Genomic DNA, 17,565 nt, shown 5'->3' on the forward strand with positions numbered 1-17,565 from the left:
CCTCGCTTGCGGATCAGATGACGCCGGCTTCGACCTTGAGTTTCTGCACCAGCTCGGCCGCGGAGCCGACCTTGACGCCGGCGGAGCGGCCCGGCGGCTCGGCGGTCTTGAGCACCTTGAGCTTGGGGGTCACGTCGACGCCGAGGCCCTCCGGATTCAGCTCCTCGAGCGGCTTCTTCTTGGCCTTCATGATGTTCGGCAGCGACGCGTAGCGCGGCTCGTTCAGGCGCAGGTCCGTGGTGACGATCGCCGGCAGCTTCAGGCCCACCGTCTGCAGGCCACCGTCGACCTCGCGGGTGACGTCGAGGCTGTCCTCGCCGACTTCGATCTTGTAGGCGAAGGTGCCCTGCGGCCAGCCCAGCAGCGCGCCGAGCATCTGGCCGGTCTGGTTCGAGTCGTCGTCGATCGCCTGCTTGCCGAGGATGACGAGCTGAGGCGCCTCCCTCTCGACCACGGTCTTGAGGAGCTTGGCCACCGCGAGCGGCTCGCAGTTGACGTCCGTCTTGACCAGGATGGCGCGATCGGCGCCCATGGCCAGCGCAGTGCGCAGAGTCTCCTGCGCCTGCTGCGGGCCGATCGAGACGGCGACGATCTCGGTGACCTTGCCCTTCTCCTTGAGACGGATCGCCTCCTCGACGGCGATCTCGTCGAAGGGGTTCATCGACATTTTGACGTTCGCCAGCTCGACCCCGGAGCCGTCCGCCTTCACCCGGATCTTGACGTTGTAGTCTACAACCCGCTTGACGGGCACCAGCACCTTCATGGCGGTTACGATCCTTCCCCGGAGGATTCTTGTCGGCGTGCAGCCCACTCCCACGGGCGCTCGAGGCGCAGCGTGGCGGGGGCACGCAAGGCGCGCGGACCGTAACGGCCACATTTCCGCCTTGTCAACGCGGCGCCTCGCAGGGTGCGGGAAAAGAATGGAAGCCGGATCAGCGGTTGGCGCCCGGCACCCAGAGCACGTCGTCGGCGCCGTCGGCGTTGGCCGCCCGGCTCGCGACGAACAGAAAATCTGACAGACGGTTCAGGTAGCGGAGTGCCTCGGGCGAGACGGTCTCGTCTTCTCGGGATGCGAGGCTGACGGCCAGGCGCTCGGCACGGCGGCAGACCGTGCGCGCGAGGTGAAGCGCCGCTGCCGCAGCAGAGCCCCCCGGCAGGACGAAGGATTTCAGCGGCGGGATGACCTCGTTCAGGGTGTCGATGTCGCGCTCCAAACGCTTCACCTGACTCGCGACGATCCGCAGCGGTTCGTAGGGGAGGGGCTCTGGGCTCGGAGGGGTCGCGAGGTCCGCGCCAAGGTCGAACAAGTCGTTCTGGATCGCGCCCAGCATCGCGTCGAGACGTCCCTGCGTGTGCAGGCGCGCCATTCCGATGCAGGCGTTGGTCTCGTCGACGGTGCCGTAGGTCTCAACCCGCAGGTCCGCCTTCGAGCGGCGCTGCCCGTCGGCGAGCGCAGTGGTGCCCTTGTCGCCGGTGCGGGTGTAGATGCGGTTGAGCTTGACCAAGGGACTTGGTGCCTCAGAACGTATAGCCGATCTTGCCGCCGAAATTCGTCAGCCCGCGGTTGTTCGCGCAGAGGCCAGCATTCGACATGTGCTCGACGGTGGCCATGATGCTCCAGTGCTCGGTCAGGCGGTAGCCCAACGCAGCGGCCTCACGGAACATGGGTGAGCAACCGAGCGTGTTGAACCCGTAGGGTGTCAGCGCCTTCGGCCCAGTATAGCCGTTATGGGCCACGCCTCCGAAGAATCCATCGATGAAGATCCGGCGGTTGAAGGTCTCGGGGAAGACTTCGAGAGTCCAAGTGGCGCCGAGATAGGCGTAACTGGTCCGGCCGCCGGTGTTGTAGCTGCCGCCCACCGTTGGCCGCGGGACGAAGGCTTGCCAGAACGGGTCAGCGCTGATCAACGGCTTGGCGAACAGGACCTCGCCGTTGACGTTGGCCTTGCTGAAGCCCGGGAGCTTGCCCTCGGCGCTGCCGGGATCCTGCACCGCGCCGCCGATCCGGACTTCCGAGACGATGCTGAGCGGCTGGGCCGGAGCCGCGTAGGCCGCCGGCAGTGGCGGCGCGTCCGCCGCCGAGACGGGCAGGATCGCCGCACCGGTGAGGAGGCCGATGAGGCAGGTATGGTAGGGGGCGGTCATGCGGTCTCGGCCAGGAAGGCTTGGCAGTTCGATTCTACCGAGCGTAGCATGAGGGCCGCGAGCTCATGCGGCCAATTCATCCGCCGCCGCGGCGAAAGGCATCGGGTGCGGCGGCGCAGTCACACCTGTTGCTGTGCTCAGGCCGAGCGCCACCAGACGACACCCATTATGATCAGAATTGCTACGAACTGAAGCAGGACCCTGAGGCGCATCAGTTTCTGCGAGAGATTGGCGCTTCCGCCCCGCATCATGTTGGCCAACCCGAGGAACAGGACCAGGGCGACAGCCAGACAGGCGATGAGGACGAGGGTGTTGGAGGACATGTCGGCGAGGATCCGGGCTCGACGGGTGCGTTGAGCGGGCACCGCGTCGCTGTGTGGGGGGTCAGAGTAACTCAGTTCCGGCGGAGCAGACGCTCGAAATAGTCGAGTTCCTCACGCGGCCGCGTCGGGTCACCCAGTTTGCGCCGCAGCTCCTCCATGATGCGGCGGGCGCGCTGAACCGCCGATTCGTCGGCCGTGGGCACGCGCACCCGGCCGTCGCTCATGTCGCGACCGCGCGTTGGACGACCGAGCGGATCGTCGTCGCGGGCGCCGGCCTGACCCTGCTGACCTGGTTGCTGGCCGCCCTCCTGCTGTCCCTCGCCCTGGCCTTCGGCCATCTCCTGCATCTGCTGCGCCATACCCTCGGCGCCACGCTTGAGACCATCGAGTGCCCGCCCCTGGGCATCGACCGCCTCGCCGGAATCGCCCTGCTTCAGAGCGTTCTCGGCCTCGCGCATGGCGTCCTCGGCATCGGAGAGTCCCTGCTCGCCGCGCATGCCGTTCTCCTTCATGCGCTGCTCAAGCTCCTCCAGCCGCTGGCGGAGGGCCTGCTGCCGCTCGCCGACATTGCCCTGTTGGCCCTGACCTTGCTGGCCGTGCTGGCCTTGGCCCTGCTGCTTCTGTCCCTGCTGGCCCTGGCTGCCCTGCTGTCCGCGCTGACCCTGCTGCTGCCCGCGGTTCTGCGGGCGCTGACCGCCGCGCTGCTCTTGGCCGTCCTTGAAGGTCTCGTCGCGCAGACCCTGCTGCTCCTTCGCCATGGCGTCGAGGTCGCGCATCTGCTTCTGCATCTCGCGGGCCGCCTGATCCGAACGGCCGCCGCGCTCGGCGGTCTGGAGGTTCTCCAGGATGTTGCGCAACTGCTCCATGAGGCGCTGCGCCTCGGCGGTATCGCCGCGTTTCATCGCCTCGGCCATGTCCTGGATCATCTTGTCGAGATCCTGGGGCGTCACGGTCTTCGACTGCTGGTTGCCCTGGCTGCGCTCGCTCTGATCGCGGGGCTCGCGGCTCTGCTTCTGGGCCATCTCGGAGAGGAACTTGTCCAGGGCCTGCTTCAAGTCCTGGGTCAGGCGCTTGATCTCGTCGTCGGGCGCATTGCGCTCGATTGCCTCCTTCAGCCGGTCCTGGGCCTGGCGCAACTGCTTCTCGGCATCCGAGAGGTCGCCGTCCTCGATCTTCAGCGCCATCTCCCAGAGGAGGTCGGCGACATCGACCAGATCGGGATCGGATTTGGCGCTGCGCAGACGCTCCGTCGCCGTCCGAAGGCCGAGAAAGATTGCGGGCTGCGGCGTGAACGACTCGGGGGCGACGAGCAGCGCGTCCAGCGCACCCTGGACCCACCGGCGGTCGGTATCGGGCGCCGTGACGAGGCGACGCCGCTCCTCGGCGAGCGCCCGTGCCAGGGGATCGCGGAATGGGCGCGCCGGCAGCGTAATCTCGGTATCGGGCGTGCGACCCTCCTGGCCGGCCTCGTCCTTCACGACGATGTGGGAGCGCACCCGCGCGCCCGACCATGGGCTCTCGGTGAGGTCGACAAGGGTCTTGGTGTCGGTCTCGCCGGTGGCGTCGCCCGGCAGCGCGAGGCTGATACGCGGCACGGGGACGAGCGAGCGACCGGATTTCAGCGGCTCGATCACGGCCTCGGCGGAGCTGATCCCGTAATCGTCTTTGGCGCGATAGGTGAGATTGAAGGTGCCGCGCCCGTTGACCTCGGGACCGCCGACGGCGGTCACTTCCGGCGGTCGGTCCGGGATCGCATCCACAGTCAGGCGCTGCCGCCCGGCCGGCGTGACGATGACCAATTCCGCGCCACCGACGATGCGGTAACGTTCCTCGCACAGGTCCGGACGTGCCTCCTGGCCCGGCACGGGGACGAGCCCAGCATTAGGGGTGAGAGTGGTATTCTCCGCCGCTTTGCCCTGACCGGCGATGCGCACGATGAGCTGCGCGTTGACCGGCGCACGAAGGTGCTGATCGCTTCCGTCCATGGCGATCAGCAGTGGCGGCAGGCGGGTGTAAAGCGGCGGGTCGATCCAGCCGTCCACGCGGAAGTTCGGCCCCGGCGCGGCGGGCTCCTGCCAGTCGAAAGCCGCGCCGATTCGCTCGCGCCATTCCGGACCCGCCGCGAACAGGCTGGCGACGGCGGCAACAATCAATCCGGCGCGCAGGGCGAAGGGATCACGCCGGACCATACCCGGGCAGGGCAGGCCGACCCGAAGGGCCGCCACGGCGCGCGCCGCTCGCCGCTGGTGAAGGTCCCAGAGCGCCCGGCTCCCTGCGTCGTCGGCGCCCACCGCGAGGGTATCCTGCGCCGCAGAAGCGGGGCCGTGGCGCAGAGACGGATCACGCGAGGCGGCCTCGCGGTCGATCCGGGCGAGTGCCAGGCGCCGGTCCGGGCGGGCGAGGTGAGCGAGGGGGAGAAGCGCGGCGATCAGCAGGACGGTCAGAAGGCCGACACCGATTTGTCGCCAGAGCGGCGGGAGGTCGAGCCAGAGGCCGGACCACGACAGGGCCAGGAACAGGAGCCCGACCCCGAGCCCGCGCCAGAGGACCGGCCATGCCTGCTCCCACAGAGCGGCCGCGCGTGCCTGGGCGACGAGCCGATCGAGCCGCACGGCCGATGCCGTCCGACCCGGTCCGAGGCTCGTCTTGCCGGAATTGCTGCCGAAGCCGTCCCTGTCGATCACGCCGACCGTTCCGCCTCACACCCACGGAGCCGGACGGAATCCCGGCCCCAATCGCTTAAGCGTATCATGGTGGGCCGCGGCGGTCGGCGGGTCAAATCGGCGCGACGGCGCCCGGCGCCGCACTCAATTATGAGCCTGGATGAAGTTGCGGACCTGCGGGTAGATCTGCGACTCCCACCGCCGTCCCGCGAAGACGCCGTAATGGCCCACCCCGGCCTGGAGGTGATGGGATCGCATGTAGGGTGGCAGGCTCGTGCAGAGATCGTGGGCCGCCATGGTCTGGCCGACCGCGCAGATATCGTCCCGCTCGCCCTCGACCGTCATCAGGGCCGTCCGGCGGACCGACCGCAGGTCGATCGGCTCGCCGCGATAGGTCGCCTCGTTCTTGGCCAGAGCGTAGTCCTGGAACACGGTCTTGACCGTTTCCAGGTAGAACTCGGCCGCGAGATCGAGCACTGCGAAATATTCGTCGTAGAAGGTCTCGATCGCCTCCGCCTTCTCGGCCTCGCCGTTGGCCATGTGCCAGAACAGGTCGGCATGTCCCTGGACGTGCCGCTTGGCGTTCATAGCCATGAACGCCGAGACTTGCACGAAGCCCGGATACACCTTGCGGCCGGCGCCCTTGTGCCGGGTGGGGACGGTGGCGATCAGGTTCTTCTCGAACCAGCCGATCGGCTTCGAGGTCGCGAGCTCGTTCACGCCGGTGGGGTTGATCCGGCAATCCACCGGTCCGGCCATCAGGGTCATGCTGCGCGGGGCGGCCGGATCCTTCGCCTGCGCCATCACCGCGGCGGCGACCAGCGCCTGCACCGCCGGCTGGCAGACCGCAACCATATGCGAGCCCTCGCCCATCGTACGCAAGAAGTGAACGAGATGGCCGACATAGTCGTCGAAGCCGAATCGGCCCTCCGCGAGCGGAACATCACGGGCGTTGTGCCAGTCGGTGATGTAGACGTCGTGGTCCGGCAACATCGTGCGCACTGTGGCGCGCAGCAGCGTCGCGAAATGGCCGGACATCGGCGCCACCATCAGCACCTTGGGCTGCTCGGTGTGGATGTCCTTCCTGAAGTGCAGCAGGGTCCCAAACGGCGTCACCTCGACCGGCTCCTCGGCGACCGGGACGCTCCGGTTCCCGACCATCACCGTTTCGATGCCGTAAGCCGGCCTCGCGAAGGTCAGGCCGGCGCGCATCATCATCCGGGCGCTCGCCGACATCCACGTGATCGGCTCGCCGAAGCCGGTCCAGGGCGACCAGACGTCGTGCAGAAGCCGGCCCCAGGCTCTCGTCTGTGCAGCGAGATCGGTTTGAAGGTCGAATGCGTCGTACAACATCGGGCGGGCACTCGCTGGAGCCCTGCCCGGCACGTGGGCCTTCGGGGCGGCAATGTTAGCGGATGCCGGATCTGAACTGCATCAGCGTGGCCGTGCAGGATGGGTCCGGTCACCAGGACCCGCAACTGCCCGAAAGGCTAAGACCACTAAGAATTATACTGACGTGGCTTTGATGCACCATTCGGCTGGTTGGCCGGGATCGCGACCGACCTGTGATCGTCTGACTGGTGAGACGAGCCGATACACGGGTCGATGGCTATGATCCTGAGCGCTGACTTCGGATCGCTTGCCCGGCGCTTCGGGACCCGACAGGATTCTGCCGCCCTTACGAGGCTCGCCGGATCACGGGGCTGGGTTCGCCGCCGCTGCGGCGGTGCTCGCAGGCAATCTTGAGATATCGGTCTCTACCGCCGGGGAGGCCCGCCTGAGCCGCCATGGTCTGGGCATGCATCAGGCATTCCATCGGCGTGTGCGCCGGCGCTACGATCACGTCGAGCGCGGTGTCGCGGGAGCAATCCTGAGCCAGCAGCGTACCGGCACAGACCAGGGCAACAGAGAGCAATTCCGACATGACGGACCTCGTCTTCGAGCGATCGGAAGGTCGGCGGGGTGCTCTGGCGTGCGAGCCGCCGCGTTGTCGTTGCCTGGGTGTTTCCTCCGGTTGCTTTTGATCGAAAGCACGTGACATGCCAGTTGTTCGGCAACCGACCGGTCGCTTCGGGCTCGACGACTCAGTCGCGCGTCGGAAGCCAGTGCGTCTCGGGCTCGCCGACCGGCAGAAGGGCCGCGACCGCGTCGAGATCGACCACATATTGGTCGGTGAGCATCTGCCACATCTCCACCGACGAACTCGCCTTCGGCCTCAGGCCGTCGAGAGTGCGGGCGAGCAGCGCCGCATTGACGAGCTTCGGGCGCTGGAGGAGCGGGTCAGCGTTCAGCATCGGGTTCGATCTCATTCCGATGCCGTCCATCTTAGCCGATCGTAGTTAACGTTCGGTTACGAAGGGGCGGCAGATCTTTCGTTTATCTTCCGGTGCAGGTCGATCGGGACTCAAGTTTGTTCTCGATCGAGATTGAACATCGTCGAGCAACATGCCGCACCCCGTAAATTTACCCGTCTGATTTTCGGAGAATTTCGATTTTGAGACCGCCCGTCGACATCGCCGGCGAAGTCTGATCCGGTTCACAAGCCCGACCCCATCCCTTATCAGGCAGGCGGATCGAGGCTGTCCCGGCAAGATGCGGATGCCGTGCGCAGGAGCCGCGTCGCTCTCGGCCGAACGTGCGAATGGAACACCATGGACGCCACACCTGAAGCGCTCAGCACGACGCAGAGACCGGCGGCGCGGCTCGTGCTCGCCTCCGCCTCACCACGTCGTCTCGCGCTTTTGCAGCAGATCGGCATCGAGCCGGATGCGTTGTTGCCGGCCGAGATCGACGAGACTCCGCGCAAGGCCGAGCCGCCTCGGGAATTGGCCCGCCGCCTCGCCCGCACCAAGCTCGCCACCGCCGAGGCGGCGCTCCACTTGGAGGACACCAAGACTCCGACTTGGCTGCTGTCGGCAGACACGGTTGTCGCCGTGGGCCGGCGCGTCCTGCCCAAGGCCGAAGTGCCAGACGAGGCGGCGGATTGCCTGCGCCTCCTGTCCGGGCGCCAGCACCGGGTGTTCACGGCGATCTGCGTGCTCTCGCCGCGCGGACGGCGGGAGCGGATCGTGGAGACTCGCGTGCGGTTCAAGCGGCTCTCGGGTCGCGACATCCAGGGCTACGTGGCCTCTGGGGAATGGCGCGGAAAGGCGGGCGGTTACGCCATACAGGGGTTGGCGGGCGCCTTCGTGGTGAAGCTCGTCGGCTCTTACAGTGCGGTGGTCGGGCTGCCGCTCTATGAGACGATGGGTCTGCTCGACGGCGAGGGCTTCCCCGTCCGGGCCGCCTGGGGCAGCTTGGCGTGAGCCGGGAACGCCGCCCGCACTGCCCGATCTGCCGACTGCCGTCCGCGCCGGAGTACCGGCCGTTCTGCTCGCAGCGCTGTGCCGACGCGGACCTGGGGCGCTGGCTCAACGAGCGCTACGCCATCCCCGAGGAGATCGAATCCGACGAGCCGCCGCGCGAGCCGAATCCGGAGGCCTGAATTTTTCCAGCATTTCCCTCACGCCGATGTCACGGCGAGGCTGGACAGGCCGCCAAGCACTGACTATACCCCGCGGCGTCCGAGGCCCACAGCGGCGCGGGCAACGCCCAGGTAGCTCAGTTGGTAGAGCATGCGACTGAAAATCGCAGTGTCGGTGGTTCGATTCCGCCCCTGGGCACCATCCGCTCGCTGAGCGTCTGACCCGAACACATCCCTCTCCTATCCGCGGCGTCAATCATCAGTGGCGCTGAACCGCTGACGGGCACGGGCCCCAGGTCTGCCTGCGCGCGTCTCTGGGTCGGTTCTGCCCGGTCTGGGATCGGCAGAGTTCGTGCGCGCAACAACAGATCCGGCGTGGTCACTGTACCTTCAGAACGGTGATCTTCCCGCTCGGCTCGAGCATGATCAGCCGGGTCTGCTCCACCTGTTCGATGCTGACTTTCCGCAACGCCTCATTCAGGTCGGCCGTGCTGATCCCGTCGCGGCGCAGCTTGGTCGCATCAAGGGTCCCGCCCGCGGCGAGGGCGATCGGCTTGCCTTCGAGGATGCGCGAGACCGGCCTGAACCGCGCGGCCCCGTGCGCCAGGATCCAGTGCAGCCCCGTGAGGAGCGCCGTGGCCAGCAGGGTGCCGGCCAGTGGGGCGCCGCCGGTAATCGCGCGGCTCAGATTGGAGCCGACGATGATCGAGACAATGATGTCCAGGGCAGCCCATTTGCCGAAGACCCGCCGTCCCGCTACGCGAACGAGGGCGAGGCCGTAGCCGAAGATGAGGAGGGCCCGCAGGCATTCCTGCCACCACGCCAGATGGCCCGTTGCGCCAAATACGGCTTCACCGATTTCCATGCGATCCTCCTCGCGGCGCCGGCAGCCGCTTTGACCGGATCCCGGCCGCCTCCGACAGGGCGCAGGACCCTCTGATCTGACACCCCGCTCGCACGTGGCCGGCCATCACCTTGGCGGGGTGCGCTAGGTCATTGTGATCGCATGATGTTTTTCGGAAAGCCGGTTTCCCATATTTCGCATCACGCACGAGCCGCCGCGGTGTTTCGGCACCAGGGTGATGACGCCGCTGTGCTCGACGCTGGCCGACTCAACGTCGTCGAGGCGCGAGATGCCCTGCTGGCGCATCTCGGCCATCACGTCCCGCGGATCGACGCGCATGAGCCGCATCGCGACCCGGTCCCGATCGCCGTTCGCGAAGACCACGACGGGGTTCCCTCGGTGATCATGCCGACGACCGGCCAGGCCCGCTCGGCATGGGACAACAGGGTGTGCAGGCCAGCCAGCGTGCAGGCGGCGAGAACGGCTCCGATGATCCCGGCGCAGACCACAAGGTCGATCAGCACTTGGAGCACGACCTGAGCCCGATTCCAGGCGACCTCGAAGCCCTGGTTGGCCTCGACTTCGATGTCGGTGGATTGGGGATCGCTGATCATCGGCTCCGCGCGTCCGTCTTCCACGACGGCAACCCCGGAGCGCCCAAGAGGTCATGCCGCACCGGCAAGGCTGCAGATCGACGGCTCAAGTCCCCGGCGCGAGCAGCGAACAGCTGCGGTTCTCAGCGGGCGGCGCCTCCTGCCCGGGCGGCTTCAGGCGGCGTCGTGTTCGCGCAGGTGCAGATAGGTCGGATCGAATTCCGCCGCGGTCTTCAGGCCCTCCCAGTCGAGGACCGTAAGGCGACGGCTGCGCAGGGAGATCAGACCAGCGCTTTTCAGATCCCGGATCGTCCGGTTGACGTGGACCGGCGTGATGCCCAGCGCATCCGCCAGTTCGGGCTGCGTCATGGGTAATTCGCAGGATTGATCCGGGGCCAGCCCGACCGCGCCCAGCCGCGTCACGAGCTCGCAGAACAGATGGGCCATGCGGGCGAAGGCATCGCGTCGCCCGGCGTTGAGCATCCACTCCCGCACGATGGCGGCGTCGATCAGCGTCGCGCGCCAGAAGATTTCGTTGAGCCGCGGATGTGCACGCAGGAGCGTTCGCACTGCCTCGTGCGGCACGAACCCGACGCGACACGGACTGACCGTCGCAATGCTGATATCGAGGACCTCCAGGTAGAGGCTCTGAAAGTCGGGCATATCGCCCGGCACATGGTAGCCCATGACCTGCCGCTTGCCGGCCCGGGTCGTCTTGTACGTGCAGGCCACGCCTTCCAGCAGGGCGAAGCTCCGCGACGGCCGATCGCCTTCCCGCACGATGTCCTGATAGGCCTCGATCTGCGCCATCTGCATCGGCATGGCCAGGAGAGCGGCCCGCTCCTCCTGAGAGGGCCTGAAGAGCGCGATGCTGTCGATCTTGCGCAGGAATGGATGCCTGCTCGCCTGGTGGAATGATCCGGTCATCGCGCCTCGGTCGCCCGGCGGGACCGCTTGGCCTCGCCGCCACCAGCGCCCACTTCCCTGTCCAATGCCTCAGGATAGCGCCCATGACCGGACCCGGCCAGGGCGCGGCGGCCGCGATCGCATCCGGCGCTCCGTTAACGTTCGGGAGTCGGCCTGCTGCCGGCCTGGCTGCCGGCCGCCCAAGGGCCGTGGCGCGGCGGCCGATCATCCGTTGCGGCGAGCCGGTCGCATGGGCGGCGCGCCCGCGGCGGGACTGGAAATCTCCGTCTCGTCCGCGCACACAGGCACGGCGGCGGAATCGCCGCGCAGCCTGACGGAAGGCCTCGATGAACACGGCAGACCTCGCCCCGCACGCGCACCAAGTCCTGCGCGACGCGACCCTGCCCGAGTTGCCGAATCATTACCGCGGCAAGGTCCGGGACAATTACGACCTGCCGGACGGGCGCCGCATCCTCATCACCTCCGACCGGATCAGCGCCTTCGACCGGGCGCTCGCCGCGATCCCGTTCAAGGGGCAGGTCCTGACGCAGACCGCACGCTACTGGTTCGAGCGCACGGCCGACATCTGCCCGAACCACGTGCTCGCCTATCCGGACCCGAACGTCGTGGTCGGTCGCCGCCTGGACATCTTGCCGGTGGAGATCGTGGTCCGAGGCTACCTCGCGGGCACCACGTCGACGTCGATCCTGACGCGCTACCGGGCGGGCGAGCGGGAGATGTACGGGCACCGCTTCCCCGACGGGATGCGGCCCAACGAACGCCTGCCGGAGGCGGTGATCACACCCACCACCAAGGCCTTCGACGGCGGCCACGATGAGCCTCTGACCGAGAGCGAGATCCTGGAGAAGGAGCTCCTGACGCCGGAGCAGTGGCGGACGGTATCCGAGGCGGCGCTGGCGCTGTTCGCCCGCGGTCAGGCGCTGGCGGCCGAGCGAGGGCTCATCTTGGCGGATACGAAGTACGAATTCGGCACTGATCCGGAGGGCCGCATCGTCCTGGCCGACGAGATCCACACGCCGGATAGCAGCCGCTACTGGTTCGCCCAGAGCTACCCCGAGCGCTTCGCCGCGGGGTCGGCGCCGGAGAGCTTCGACAAGGATTTCGTGCGCAACTGGGTCGTGGCCCGCTGCGACCCGTACAAGGACCCGATCCCCGAGATCCCTGCCGAGGTCGTTCTAGAGACGGCCGCGGTCTACATCCGTGCCTACGAGACGATCACGGGCGCGCGCTTCGTGCTCCCGGATCCGGCCGAGGATCCGCTCGCCCGCATCCGGCGTAACATCGCCGCCTATCTCGGGATCGATCCGCGTCACTGAGGGGAGGGGCGGCGCGTAGAGCGCCGCCCCGTATCCCGTCTCAGGCGGCTTCGGCGATCGCGGCCGGAGAGGGCGCCTCCATGGCGCGCAGGTACACGTCGAGCAGCGTCTCCTGCTCGTCGCGCTCGTCCTTATCCTGCTTGCGGATCTTCAGGATCTCCTTGAGCACCTTCACGTCCAGACCCTCGCCCTTGGCCTCGGCGAAGATCTCCTTTTTGGCCTCCATGAGGTCCTTGATCTCCTCCTCAAGCCGCTCGATGCGCTCGATGATCGAGCGGATGCGGTCGCCCGCGACGCCCACGGTGTCGGTCATGTCGGTCATGCATTCCCTCGTCGGATGACGGGGGCACCCTCGCCGGGGTAGGGTAAGCGGCAGGTTAAGGACTGGCTTTCTCGGGCTGTTTGCGGGTCCGGGTCTCGATCCACGCGATGATGGCATCGGCCACCTGATTGCTGTTCGATTCCAGCATCATCATGTGACCGTTGCCGTGAATGTCGTGCTCCGCCAGCGCCAGACGGTCCGGCTTGGCACCCGCCTGCGCGAGAAAGGAAGCGGTACAGTCGTCCATCGTGGCGCGGAACGAGGCTTCGCCGGTCACGATCACGGCCGGTACCTTGGCGAGGTTCGGCAGAGTGCGGGCAGGCTCTGCTTGCAGCCAGCACCGGATCCGCTCCGGCCCGGCTGCACTCTCCGCCTGGACTACCGTGAGGTCGGCTGGCCCGCTCACTGGCGGCTCGAAATGGAGTGGCACCCGCGTGATGCCGTAGGGCCGCGCCCGCGCCTCGCCCACGCGCTCGTACCAGTCGGCGCCGCCCTTAAATCGGATATCATAGAAGGTCGGCCCGTTCGGCTCCACGGCAACATGCGCCTTCACGAGGTCGGGCCGCTGGTCCGATACCGCCCAGCCGAACACGCCGGCCTGCGAGTGCGTCAGAAGGATGGCGGGCCCGATCTTCTCGAGCAACGCGATCAGCGCCGGATCGACCAACTCCTCGCTCTTCAGGGCGCTCGCGATGTAGGGCACCTGGGAGAGGTAGAACTGGTCGAAGGCGGCGTTACCGCGCACGCCCGGGCCGCCCGGCCACTGCGTGTGCAGCTTGGCCTGCGGGTAGAGTGCGGAGCGCTCCTGCCCGGTGAACACCGTCTCGAGATCCTCGACCGGGAGCCGGGCATAGGGGCCGTAGCTTTCCGGGTCCCCGCCCGAACGCCCCCGCCCGACCTGATCGACGACGTAGACGGCGAAGCCCTTCGCGGCGAAGCGATCCGCCCAGCCCGGCCGTCCGTCGGGCGTCCCGAGGAAGTTGGTCCCCGTCTGTGCGGTGCCGTGCACAAGGACGATGGGATAAGGCTGCGTGATCCGCTCGGGGGCGCGATATTCCACGAACATCTGCCCGGCGGCAGTGGTCTTCCCCTTGGCGGTCTCATAGTGGCCGCCGACGAAGAAGTAGCCGTTGGTCTGCCTCGGCTTGAACGGCCCGGCGTCGGCCGCTCGGGCCGGCGACCCGGCCGCGAGACAAAGCGCGGTCAGGGCGCCCGCGGCAGCGATCTTGAGCATGGTGTCCTCCCGCGGACGTCTGGCGCGTCCGGCGGGAGGCATATCAGCGGGAAAACCCGCACCGGTCCAGCCGGCCTGCCCGATCAGGCGTGGGCGAAGCGCGGTTTCTTGCCGAGTGCCTCCTCGACGGTGCCGTCGCCGTCCAGATAGCCGTGCACCTTGGGGTTCGGCATGATCAGTGAGGCCACGAAGGCGATCGCCATCAGCACGGTCACGTACCAGAAGAACGTGCTCTCCATGCCGTTGTCCTTGAACCACAGGGCCACGAACTCGGCGGTGCCACCGAAAGTGGCGTTGGCCACCGCGTAGGACAGGCCGACCCCGAGGGCGCGGACGTTGGTGGGGAAGAGCTCCGCTTTCACGATGCCGCTGATGCCTGTGTAGAACGACACCACAGCAAGCCCCAGCGTGATCAGCGCGAAGGCAAGGTAGGGGTCCTTGTTGGTGCCGAGCGCGGTCATCAGCGGCACGACCATGAGCGTGCCGAGGCCGCTGTAGAGCAGCATGTTGGCCTTGCGGCCGATCTTATCGGACAGCGCGCCGAAAATCGGCTGGATCGCCATGTAGACGAACAGCACCACGGTCATCACCTGCGAGGCCGAGGTCTTCGGCATCCCGGCGGTGTTGACGAGGTATTTCTGCATGTAGGTCGTGAAGGTGTAGAAGCTCAGGGAGCCGCCGGCCGTGTAGGCCACCACGACGCAGAATGCCCGCCAGTGCTTGAACAGCTCGGCGAACGTGCCGGCCGTTTCCTTGTCGCTGCTGTCCTTGGTCTCCGCGAGCGAGCGCCGGAGGTACAGTGCCACGACGGCCAAGCCGGCGCCGATGAAGAACGGAATGCGCCAGCCCCACGCCGTGAGTTCCGGGCCGGTCATTACCGTCTGGAGCAGGACGAGGACCAGCGAAGCGAGGAGCTGGCCGCCGATCAGCGTGACATACTGGAATGAGGCGAAGAAGCCGCGTCGACCCTTGATCGCCACCTCGCTCATGTAGGTCGCCGAGGTGCCGTATTCGCCGCCGACCGACAGCCCCTGCAGCATGCGTGCGAGGAGCAGCAGCACCGGCGCCAGGGTTCCGACATGCTCGTAGGTCGGCAAGACGCCGATCAGCAGCGAGCCGAAGCACATCATCAGGACCGAGATGACCATCGAGGTCCGGCGCCCGACCCGGTCGGCGATGCGGCCGAACAGCCAGCCGCCGATCGGCCGCATGAAGAAGCCCACCGCGAAGATGCCGGCGGTCTGAAGGAGCTGACTCGTGGAATCGCCCTTCGGGAAGAAGGCCGGCGCGAAGTAGAGGGCAAAGAAGGCGTAGCAGTAGAAGTCGTACCATTCGACGAGGTTGCCCGAGGACGACCCGACGATGGCCCAGATACGGCGCTTCCGGTCGGCAGCATCGTGGGCGCCCGGTGCGATACCGATCGTATCGTCTCTCGAGGCGGACATGGCGTCTCCGTCGATCACTCTATCGGCCGGCAACAGCCGGTCTCTTCTTCGTGTGAAGCGACGTTACAGGTGATGGCCGTGATCGCAAGTCCGTGATCGGCCTCAAGAGGCGCACAGCGTCCGCAAGTGTCATCCGGTGCGCACCTTCCGCCGTGGGCGCTGCGGAACGGTTTCGCCCGGGGCTCCGTTGCGAGCCCACGCGGGCGTCGAGGGCGCTCCGACATCGGCAGAAGGAGAGGCCATGAAGCGGATTCTGAGGTACACGGTTGCGGCCGTGATCGTCGTCGCCGGCGCGGCGACGGCCTTCGCCCAGGGCGGTCCTGGCGGCGGAGCTGGTGGCGGCGCAGCAGGGGGCGCCGCCGGCGGCAGTGCTACAGGCGGTGGAGCCGGTCCCGCCGCTGGTGGCGCCGGTTCGGGGGGGGCCGGAGGCGGCGCGCGAGGCGGAGCCGAAGGCGGTGGCGTGCGCGGACCCGGAGGGGGCGCCGAGGGTGGAGCGCGCGGCGCAGAGCCCGGCGGAGCCCCGCAGCGCGGAGCCGAAGGCCCCGGCCGAGCCGGGGGTGCCAGCGGCGATCGCAACGGCGCCGGCGATCGGACGGGTGCAGGAGAGAAGACGGGTGCAGGAGAGAAAGAGAAACGGGGCGGAGCCGAAAAGGGCGGCCGCGACGCCGGTCCAGCCGGTGAACGCGGGAACCACGATGCAGCCGGTCCAGGCCGTGGCGGTGAAAAGGGGGCGGCAGGTGAACGGGGTGGGCGAGAAGGTGCCCACCACGGCGGCTCGGCACGCGGCGCGGTGAGCCGACTCGATACCCGGCAGCGCACCGAGTTCCGCAGCTCGATCACGCATCTGGGGGTCTCGCCGGTCCGCGATGTTTCCTTCGCTGTGACGGTGGGTACCGCGATCCCGCGCTCGGTCACCCTGCACCGGCTACCGCCGGCGATCATCACGCTCGTGCCGGCCTACGAGGGCTACGAGTTCATCCTGGTTCGCGACGATATCGTGATCGTCGATCCCGACACCTACGAAATCGTGGACGTGATCCCGGCCTGACCGGTCCGGCGGTTCGAGTCACGGGCACCGGGCGGGGTCTTTCCTGCCCGGCGCGGCCTCATCGTCCACCGTCGAGGAGCTTGGAGACGACGCGGGCCGTGTAGTCGACCATCGGCACGATGCGGGCGTAGTTCAGCCGGGTCGGGCCGATGACGCCGACGACGCCGACGATCTTCTGAGACCCATCCCGGAACGGCGCCGCGATCAGCGACGAGCCCGAGAGCGAGAACAGCTTGTTCTCCGAGCCGATGAAGATCCGCACGCCCTCGCCGCCCTCGGCACGAGCCAGCAGGTCGATCACGTCCTTTTGCGTCTCAAGGTCGTTGAACAGCAGGCGGATGCGTTCGAGATCCTCGGCGGCGCGCAGGTCGTCGAGCAGGTTGGCCTGCCCGCGCACGATCAGCTGACGCGCCTCCGTAGGACCGACCGAGGTGGCGAGCCCGGCATCCACCAGGCGCTCGGTCAGTGCATCGAGCTCGCGCTTCATCGCCTTGCGCCCGGCCTCGATCTCGGCGCGCAGCGATCCGAGGGTGCGGCCCTGGAGCCGGGCGTTGAGGAAGTTCGTGGCCTCCTGCAGCGCGCCCGCCGGCAGCCCCGGGGGCAGCTCTACGAGCCGGTTCTCCACGGAGCCGTCATCCGAGACCAGGATGACGAGGGCCCGAGCCGGGTCGAGGCGAACGAACTCAATGTGCTTGAGGTTCACATTGGCCTTGGTAGTCAGCACCACCCCGGCTCCGCGCGAGACGCCCGACAGCATGGTCGAGGCTTCGGCCAGCGCCGATTCGAACGTGTGACCCGAGGCCGCGGCCCGCATCTGCGCCTCGATCCGGTTCTGCTCGTCTTGGCTGACGTCGCCGAGTTCGAGCATCGCGTCGACGAAGAATCGTAGGCCGAGCTCCGTCGGCAGGCGGCCGGCCGAGGTATGGGGCGCGAAGATCAGGCCGGAATGCTCCAGGTCGGCCATCACGTTGCGGATCGACGCAGGCGACAGCGTCATCGGGAGGATCCGCGCCAGGTTGCGTGATCCGACCGGCTCGCCCGTCGTGAGATAGCTCTCGACGATCTGCCGGAAGATCTCGCGAGCACGCTCGTTGAGTGCGGCTAGAGCCTGCATCGGTGGGTCGTTCAGAAATCGGGGGTTCGGGTCTGTCACGCGATCATCCTGTCGTCCGATCATGTCCGCCCGCCCCGCCCGGATCAATCCGTACGGCGATGCTTGCCCGCGGTGGCGCGGCGGCCTAA

At 67.6% G+C, this 17,565-nt stretch carries 21 protein-coding genes and 1 tRNA gene; 6 read left to right on the plus strand and 16 right to left on the minus strand.

Annotated features, from left to right (window positions below):
* Positions 1-13: 13 nt before the first annotated feature.
* The 8 genes from ACYCO6_RS05105 to ACYCO6_RS05140 form a co-directional block, all read right to left on the minus strand.
* Entirely contained in the window at positions 14-763 is a 750-nt protein-coding gene (locus ACYCO6_RS05105; RefSeq protein ID WP_459769913.1) for an electron transfer flavoprotein subunit beta/FixA family protein, read from the minus strand.
* Between the two features lie 169 nt (positions 764-932).
* Entirely contained in the window at positions 933-1,505 is a 573-nt protein-coding gene (locus ACYCO6_RS05110; RefSeq protein ID WP_459769915.1) for a cob(I)yrinic acid a,c-diamide adenosyltransferase, read from the minus strand.
* A gap of 13 nt (positions 1,506-1,518) precedes the next feature.
* Positions 1,519-2,145, minus strand: a complete 627-nt coding sequence (locus ACYCO6_RS05115) for an acyloxyacyl hydrolase (protein ID WP_459769917.1) — start codon at positions 2,143-2,145, stop codon at positions 1,519-1,521.
* Between the two features lie 137 nt (positions 2,146-2,282).
* Positions 2,283-2,468 (minus strand): twin transmembrane helix small protein, encoded by a 186-nt coding sequence (locus ACYCO6_RS05120; RefSeq protein WP_459769919.1) that lies wholly within the window; start codon positions 2,466-2,468, stop codon positions 2,283-2,285.
* 71 nt (positions 2,469-2,539) lie between these two features.
* Positions 2,540-5,152: a TIGR02302 family protein gene (locus ACYCO6_RS05125; protein WP_459769921.1), complete on the minus strand. Its 2,613-nt coding sequence runs from the start codon at positions 5,150-5,152 to the stop codon at positions 2,540-2,542.
* A 123-nt stretch (positions 5,153-5,275) separates the two neighbouring features.
* The gene (locus tag ACYCO6_RS05130) at positions 5,276-6,484 is read right to left on the minus strand and encodes a polyhydroxyalkanoate depolymerase (RefSeq protein ID WP_459769923.1); all 1,209 of its coding nucleotides are present in this window, start codon (positions 6,482-6,484) and stop codon (positions 5,276-5,278) included.
* 325 nt (positions 6,485-6,809) lie between these two features.
* Positions 6,810-7,055 (minus strand): hypothetical protein, encoded by a 246-nt coding sequence (locus ACYCO6_RS05135; protein WP_459769925.1) that lies wholly within the window; start codon positions 7,053-7,055, stop codon positions 6,810-6,812.
* Between the two features lie 160 nt (positions 7,056-7,215).
* Complete coding sequence (locus ACYCO6_RS05140; RefSeq protein WP_459769927.1) at positions 7,216-7,425, minus strand: hypothetical protein; 210 nt, start codon at positions 7,423-7,425, stop codon at positions 7,216-7,218.
* Positions 7,426-7,782: 357 nt separating this feature from the next.
* Here ACYCO6_RS05140 and ACYCO6_RS05145 point away from each other — a divergent pair, with 357 nt between their 5' ends.
* The 3 genes from ACYCO6_RS05145 (at position 7,783) to ACYCO6_RS05155 (ending at position 8,796) form a co-directional block, all read left to right on the plus strand.
* A complete protein-coding gene (locus ACYCO6_RS05145) occupies positions 7,783-8,436 on the plus strand; it encodes a Maf-like protein (RefSeq protein WP_459769930.1) in 654 nt (217 codons plus the stop codon).
* Complete coding sequence (locus tag ACYCO6_RS05150; RefSeq protein ID WP_459769932.1) at positions 8,433-8,615, plus strand: DNA gyrase inhibitor YacG; 183 nt, start codon at positions 8,433-8,435, stop codon at positions 8,613-8,615. The genes ACYCO6_RS05145 and ACYCO6_RS05150 overlap by 4 nt, the downstream gene beginning before the upstream one ends.
* 105 nt (positions 8,616-8,720) lie before the next feature.
* Positions 8,721-8,796 (plus strand) — tRNA-Phe (locus ACYCO6_RS05155).
* A 177-nt stretch (positions 8,797-8,973) separates the two neighbouring features.
* Here the strand turns inward: ACYCO6_RS05155 and ACYCO6_RS05160 are convergent.
* The 4 genes from ACYCO6_RS05160 to ACYCO6_RS05175 form a co-directional block, all read right to left on the minus strand.
* Entirely contained in the window at positions 8,974-9,459 is a 486-nt protein-coding gene (locus tag ACYCO6_RS05160; RefSeq protein WP_459769934.1) for a DUF421 domain-containing protein, read from the minus strand.
* A 123-nt stretch (positions 9,460-9,582) separates the two neighbouring features.
* A complete protein-coding gene (locus tag ACYCO6_RS05165) occupies positions 9,583-9,777 on the minus strand; it encodes a YetF domain-containing protein (protein WP_459769936.1) in 195 nt (64 codons plus the stop codon).
* Positions 9,753-10,052: a hypothetical protein gene (locus tag ACYCO6_RS05170; protein ID WP_459769938.1), complete on the minus strand. Its 300-nt coding sequence runs from the start codon at positions 10,050-10,052 to the stop codon at positions 9,753-9,755. Before ACYCO6_RS05170 ends, ACYCO6_RS05165 begins: the two co-directional genes overlap by 25 nt.
* A gap of 153 nt (positions 10,053-10,205) precedes the next feature.
* Positions 10,206-10,958, minus strand: a complete 753-nt coding sequence (locus tag ACYCO6_RS05175; RefSeq protein WP_459769939.1) for a Crp/Fnr family transcriptional regulator — start codon at positions 10,956-10,958, stop codon at positions 10,206-10,208.
* Positions 10,959-11,284: 326 nt separating this feature from the next.
* Here ACYCO6_RS05175 and ACYCO6_RS05180 point away from each other — a divergent pair, with 326 nt between their 5' ends.
* Complete coding sequence (locus ACYCO6_RS05180; protein ID WP_459769941.1) at positions 11,285-12,274, plus strand: phosphoribosylaminoimidazolesuccinocarboxamide synthase; 990 nt, start codon at positions 11,285-11,287, stop codon at positions 12,272-12,274.
* Positions 12,275-12,314: 40 nt separating this feature from the next.
* On the opposite strand, the gene ACYCO6_RS05185 is transcribed toward ACYCO6_RS05180, so the two are convergent.
* The 3 genes from ACYCO6_RS05185 to ACYCO6_RS05195 form a co-directional block, all read right to left on the minus strand.
* Positions 12,315-12,596: a DUF2312 domain-containing protein gene (locus tag ACYCO6_RS05185; protein ID WP_459769943.1), complete on the minus strand. Its 282-nt coding sequence runs from the start codon at positions 12,594-12,596 to the stop codon at positions 12,315-12,317.
* A 55-nt stretch (positions 12,597-12,651) separates the two neighbouring features.
* Positions 12,652-13,830 carry an alpha/beta hydrolase gene (locus tag ACYCO6_RS05190; protein WP_459769945.1) on the minus strand — a complete coding sequence of 393 codons (1,179 nt, stop codon included), beginning with the start codon at positions 13,828-13,830 and terminating at the stop codon, positions 12,652-12,654.
* 83 nt (positions 13,831-13,913) lie between these two features.
* Positions 13,914-15,275, minus strand: a complete 1,362-nt coding sequence (locus ACYCO6_RS05195; protein ID WP_459769948.1) for an MFS family transporter — start codon at positions 15,273-15,275, stop codon at positions 13,914-13,916.
* Between the two features lie 335 nt (positions 15,276-15,610).
* Here ACYCO6_RS05195 and ACYCO6_RS05200 point away from each other — a divergent pair, with 335 nt between their 5' ends.
* Positions 15,611-16,069, plus strand: coding sequence for a hypothetical protein (locus tag ACYCO6_RS05200; RefSeq protein ID WP_459769950.1), 459 nt, complete (start codon positions 15,611-15,613; stop codon positions 16,067-16,069).
* Positions 16,066-16,323 (plus strand): DUF1236 domain-containing protein, encoded by a 258-nt coding sequence (locus ACYCO6_RS05205; RefSeq protein WP_459769952.1) that lies wholly within the window; start codon positions 16,066-16,068, stop codon positions 16,321-16,323. Before ACYCO6_RS05200 ends, ACYCO6_RS05205 begins: the two co-directional genes overlap by 4 nt.
* A gap of 58 nt (positions 16,324-16,381) precedes the next feature.
* Here the strand turns inward: ACYCO6_RS05205 and hrcA are convergent, their stop codons facing one another.
* Entirely contained in the window at positions 16,382-17,437 is a 1,056-nt protein-coding gene (gene hrcA / locus ACYCO6_RS05210; protein ID WP_459773440.1) for a heat-inducible transcriptional repressor HrcA, read from the minus strand.
* Between the last annotated feature and the right edge of the window lie 128 nt (positions 17,438-17,565).

The organism is Methylobacterium sp. CM6257, from assembly GCF_054611515.1.

Bases quoted from the DNA above. Each gene is read 5' to 3' on its own strand.
- ACYCO6_RS05185 (WP_459769943.1), bottom strand. From the start codon at position 12,596: ATGACCGACATGACCGACACCGTGGGCGTCGCGGGCGACCGCATCCGC.
- ACYCO6_RS05170 (WP_459769938.1), bottom strand. From the start codon at position 10,052: ATGATCAGCGATCCCCAATCCACCGACATCGAAGTCGAGGCCAACCAG.
- ACYCO6_RS05115 (WP_459769917.1), bottom strand. From the start codon at position 2,145: ATGACCGCCCCCTACCATACCTGCCTCATCGGCCTCCTCACCGGTGCG.
- ACYCO6_RS05180 (WP_459769941.1), top strand. From the start codon at position 11,285: ATGAACACGGCAGACCTCGCCCCGCACGCGCACCAAGTCCTGCGCGAC.
- ACYCO6_RS05145 (WP_459769930.1), top strand. From the start codon at position 7,783: ATGGACGCCACACCTGAAGCGCTCAGCACGACGCAGAGACCGGCGGCG.
- ACYCO6_RS05195 (WP_459769948.1), bottom strand. From the start codon at position 15,275: ATGTCCGCCTCGAGAGACGATACGATCGGTATCGCACCGGGCGCCCAC.
- ACYCO6_RS05165 (WP_459769936.1), bottom strand. From the start codon at position 9,777: ATGCGCGTCGATCCGCGGGACGTGATGGCCGAGATGCGCCAGCAGGGC.
- ACYCO6_RS05190 (WP_459769945.1), bottom strand. From the start codon at position 13,830: ATGCTCAAGATCGCTGCCGCGGGCGCCCTGACCGCGCTTTGTCTCGCG.
- ACYCO6_RS05140 (WP_459769927.1), bottom strand. From the start codon at position 7,425: ATGCTGAACGCTGACCCGCTCCTCCAGCGCCCGAAGCTCGTCAATGCG.
- ACYCO6_RS05105 (WP_459769913.1), bottom strand. From the start codon at position 763: ATGAAGGTGCTGGTGCCCGTCAAGCGGGTTGTAGACTACAACGTCAAG.
- hrcA (WP_459773440.1), bottom strand. From the start codon at position 17,437: ATGCAGGCTCTAGCCGCACTCAACGAGCGTGCTCGCGAGATCTTCCGG.
- ACYCO6_RS05130 (WP_459769923.1), bottom strand. From the start codon at position 6,484: ATGTTGTACGACGCATTCGACCTTCAAACCGATCTCGCTGCACAGACG.
- ACYCO6_RS05175 (WP_459769939.1), bottom strand. From the start codon at position 10,958: ATGACCGGATCATTCCACCAGGCGAGCAGGCATCCATTCCTGCGCAAG.
- ACYCO6_RS05135 (WP_459769925.1), bottom strand. From the start codon at position 7,055: ATGTCGGAATTGCTCTCTGTTGCCCTGGTCTGTGCCGGTACGCTGCTG.
- ACYCO6_RS05120 (WP_459769919.1), bottom strand. From the start codon at position 2,468: ATGTCCTCCAACACCCTCGTCCTCATCGCCTGTCTGGCTGTCGCCCTG.
- ACYCO6_RS05160 (WP_459769934.1), bottom strand. From the start codon at position 9,459: ATGGAAATCGGTGAAGCCGTATTTGGCGCAACGGGCCATCTGGCGTGG.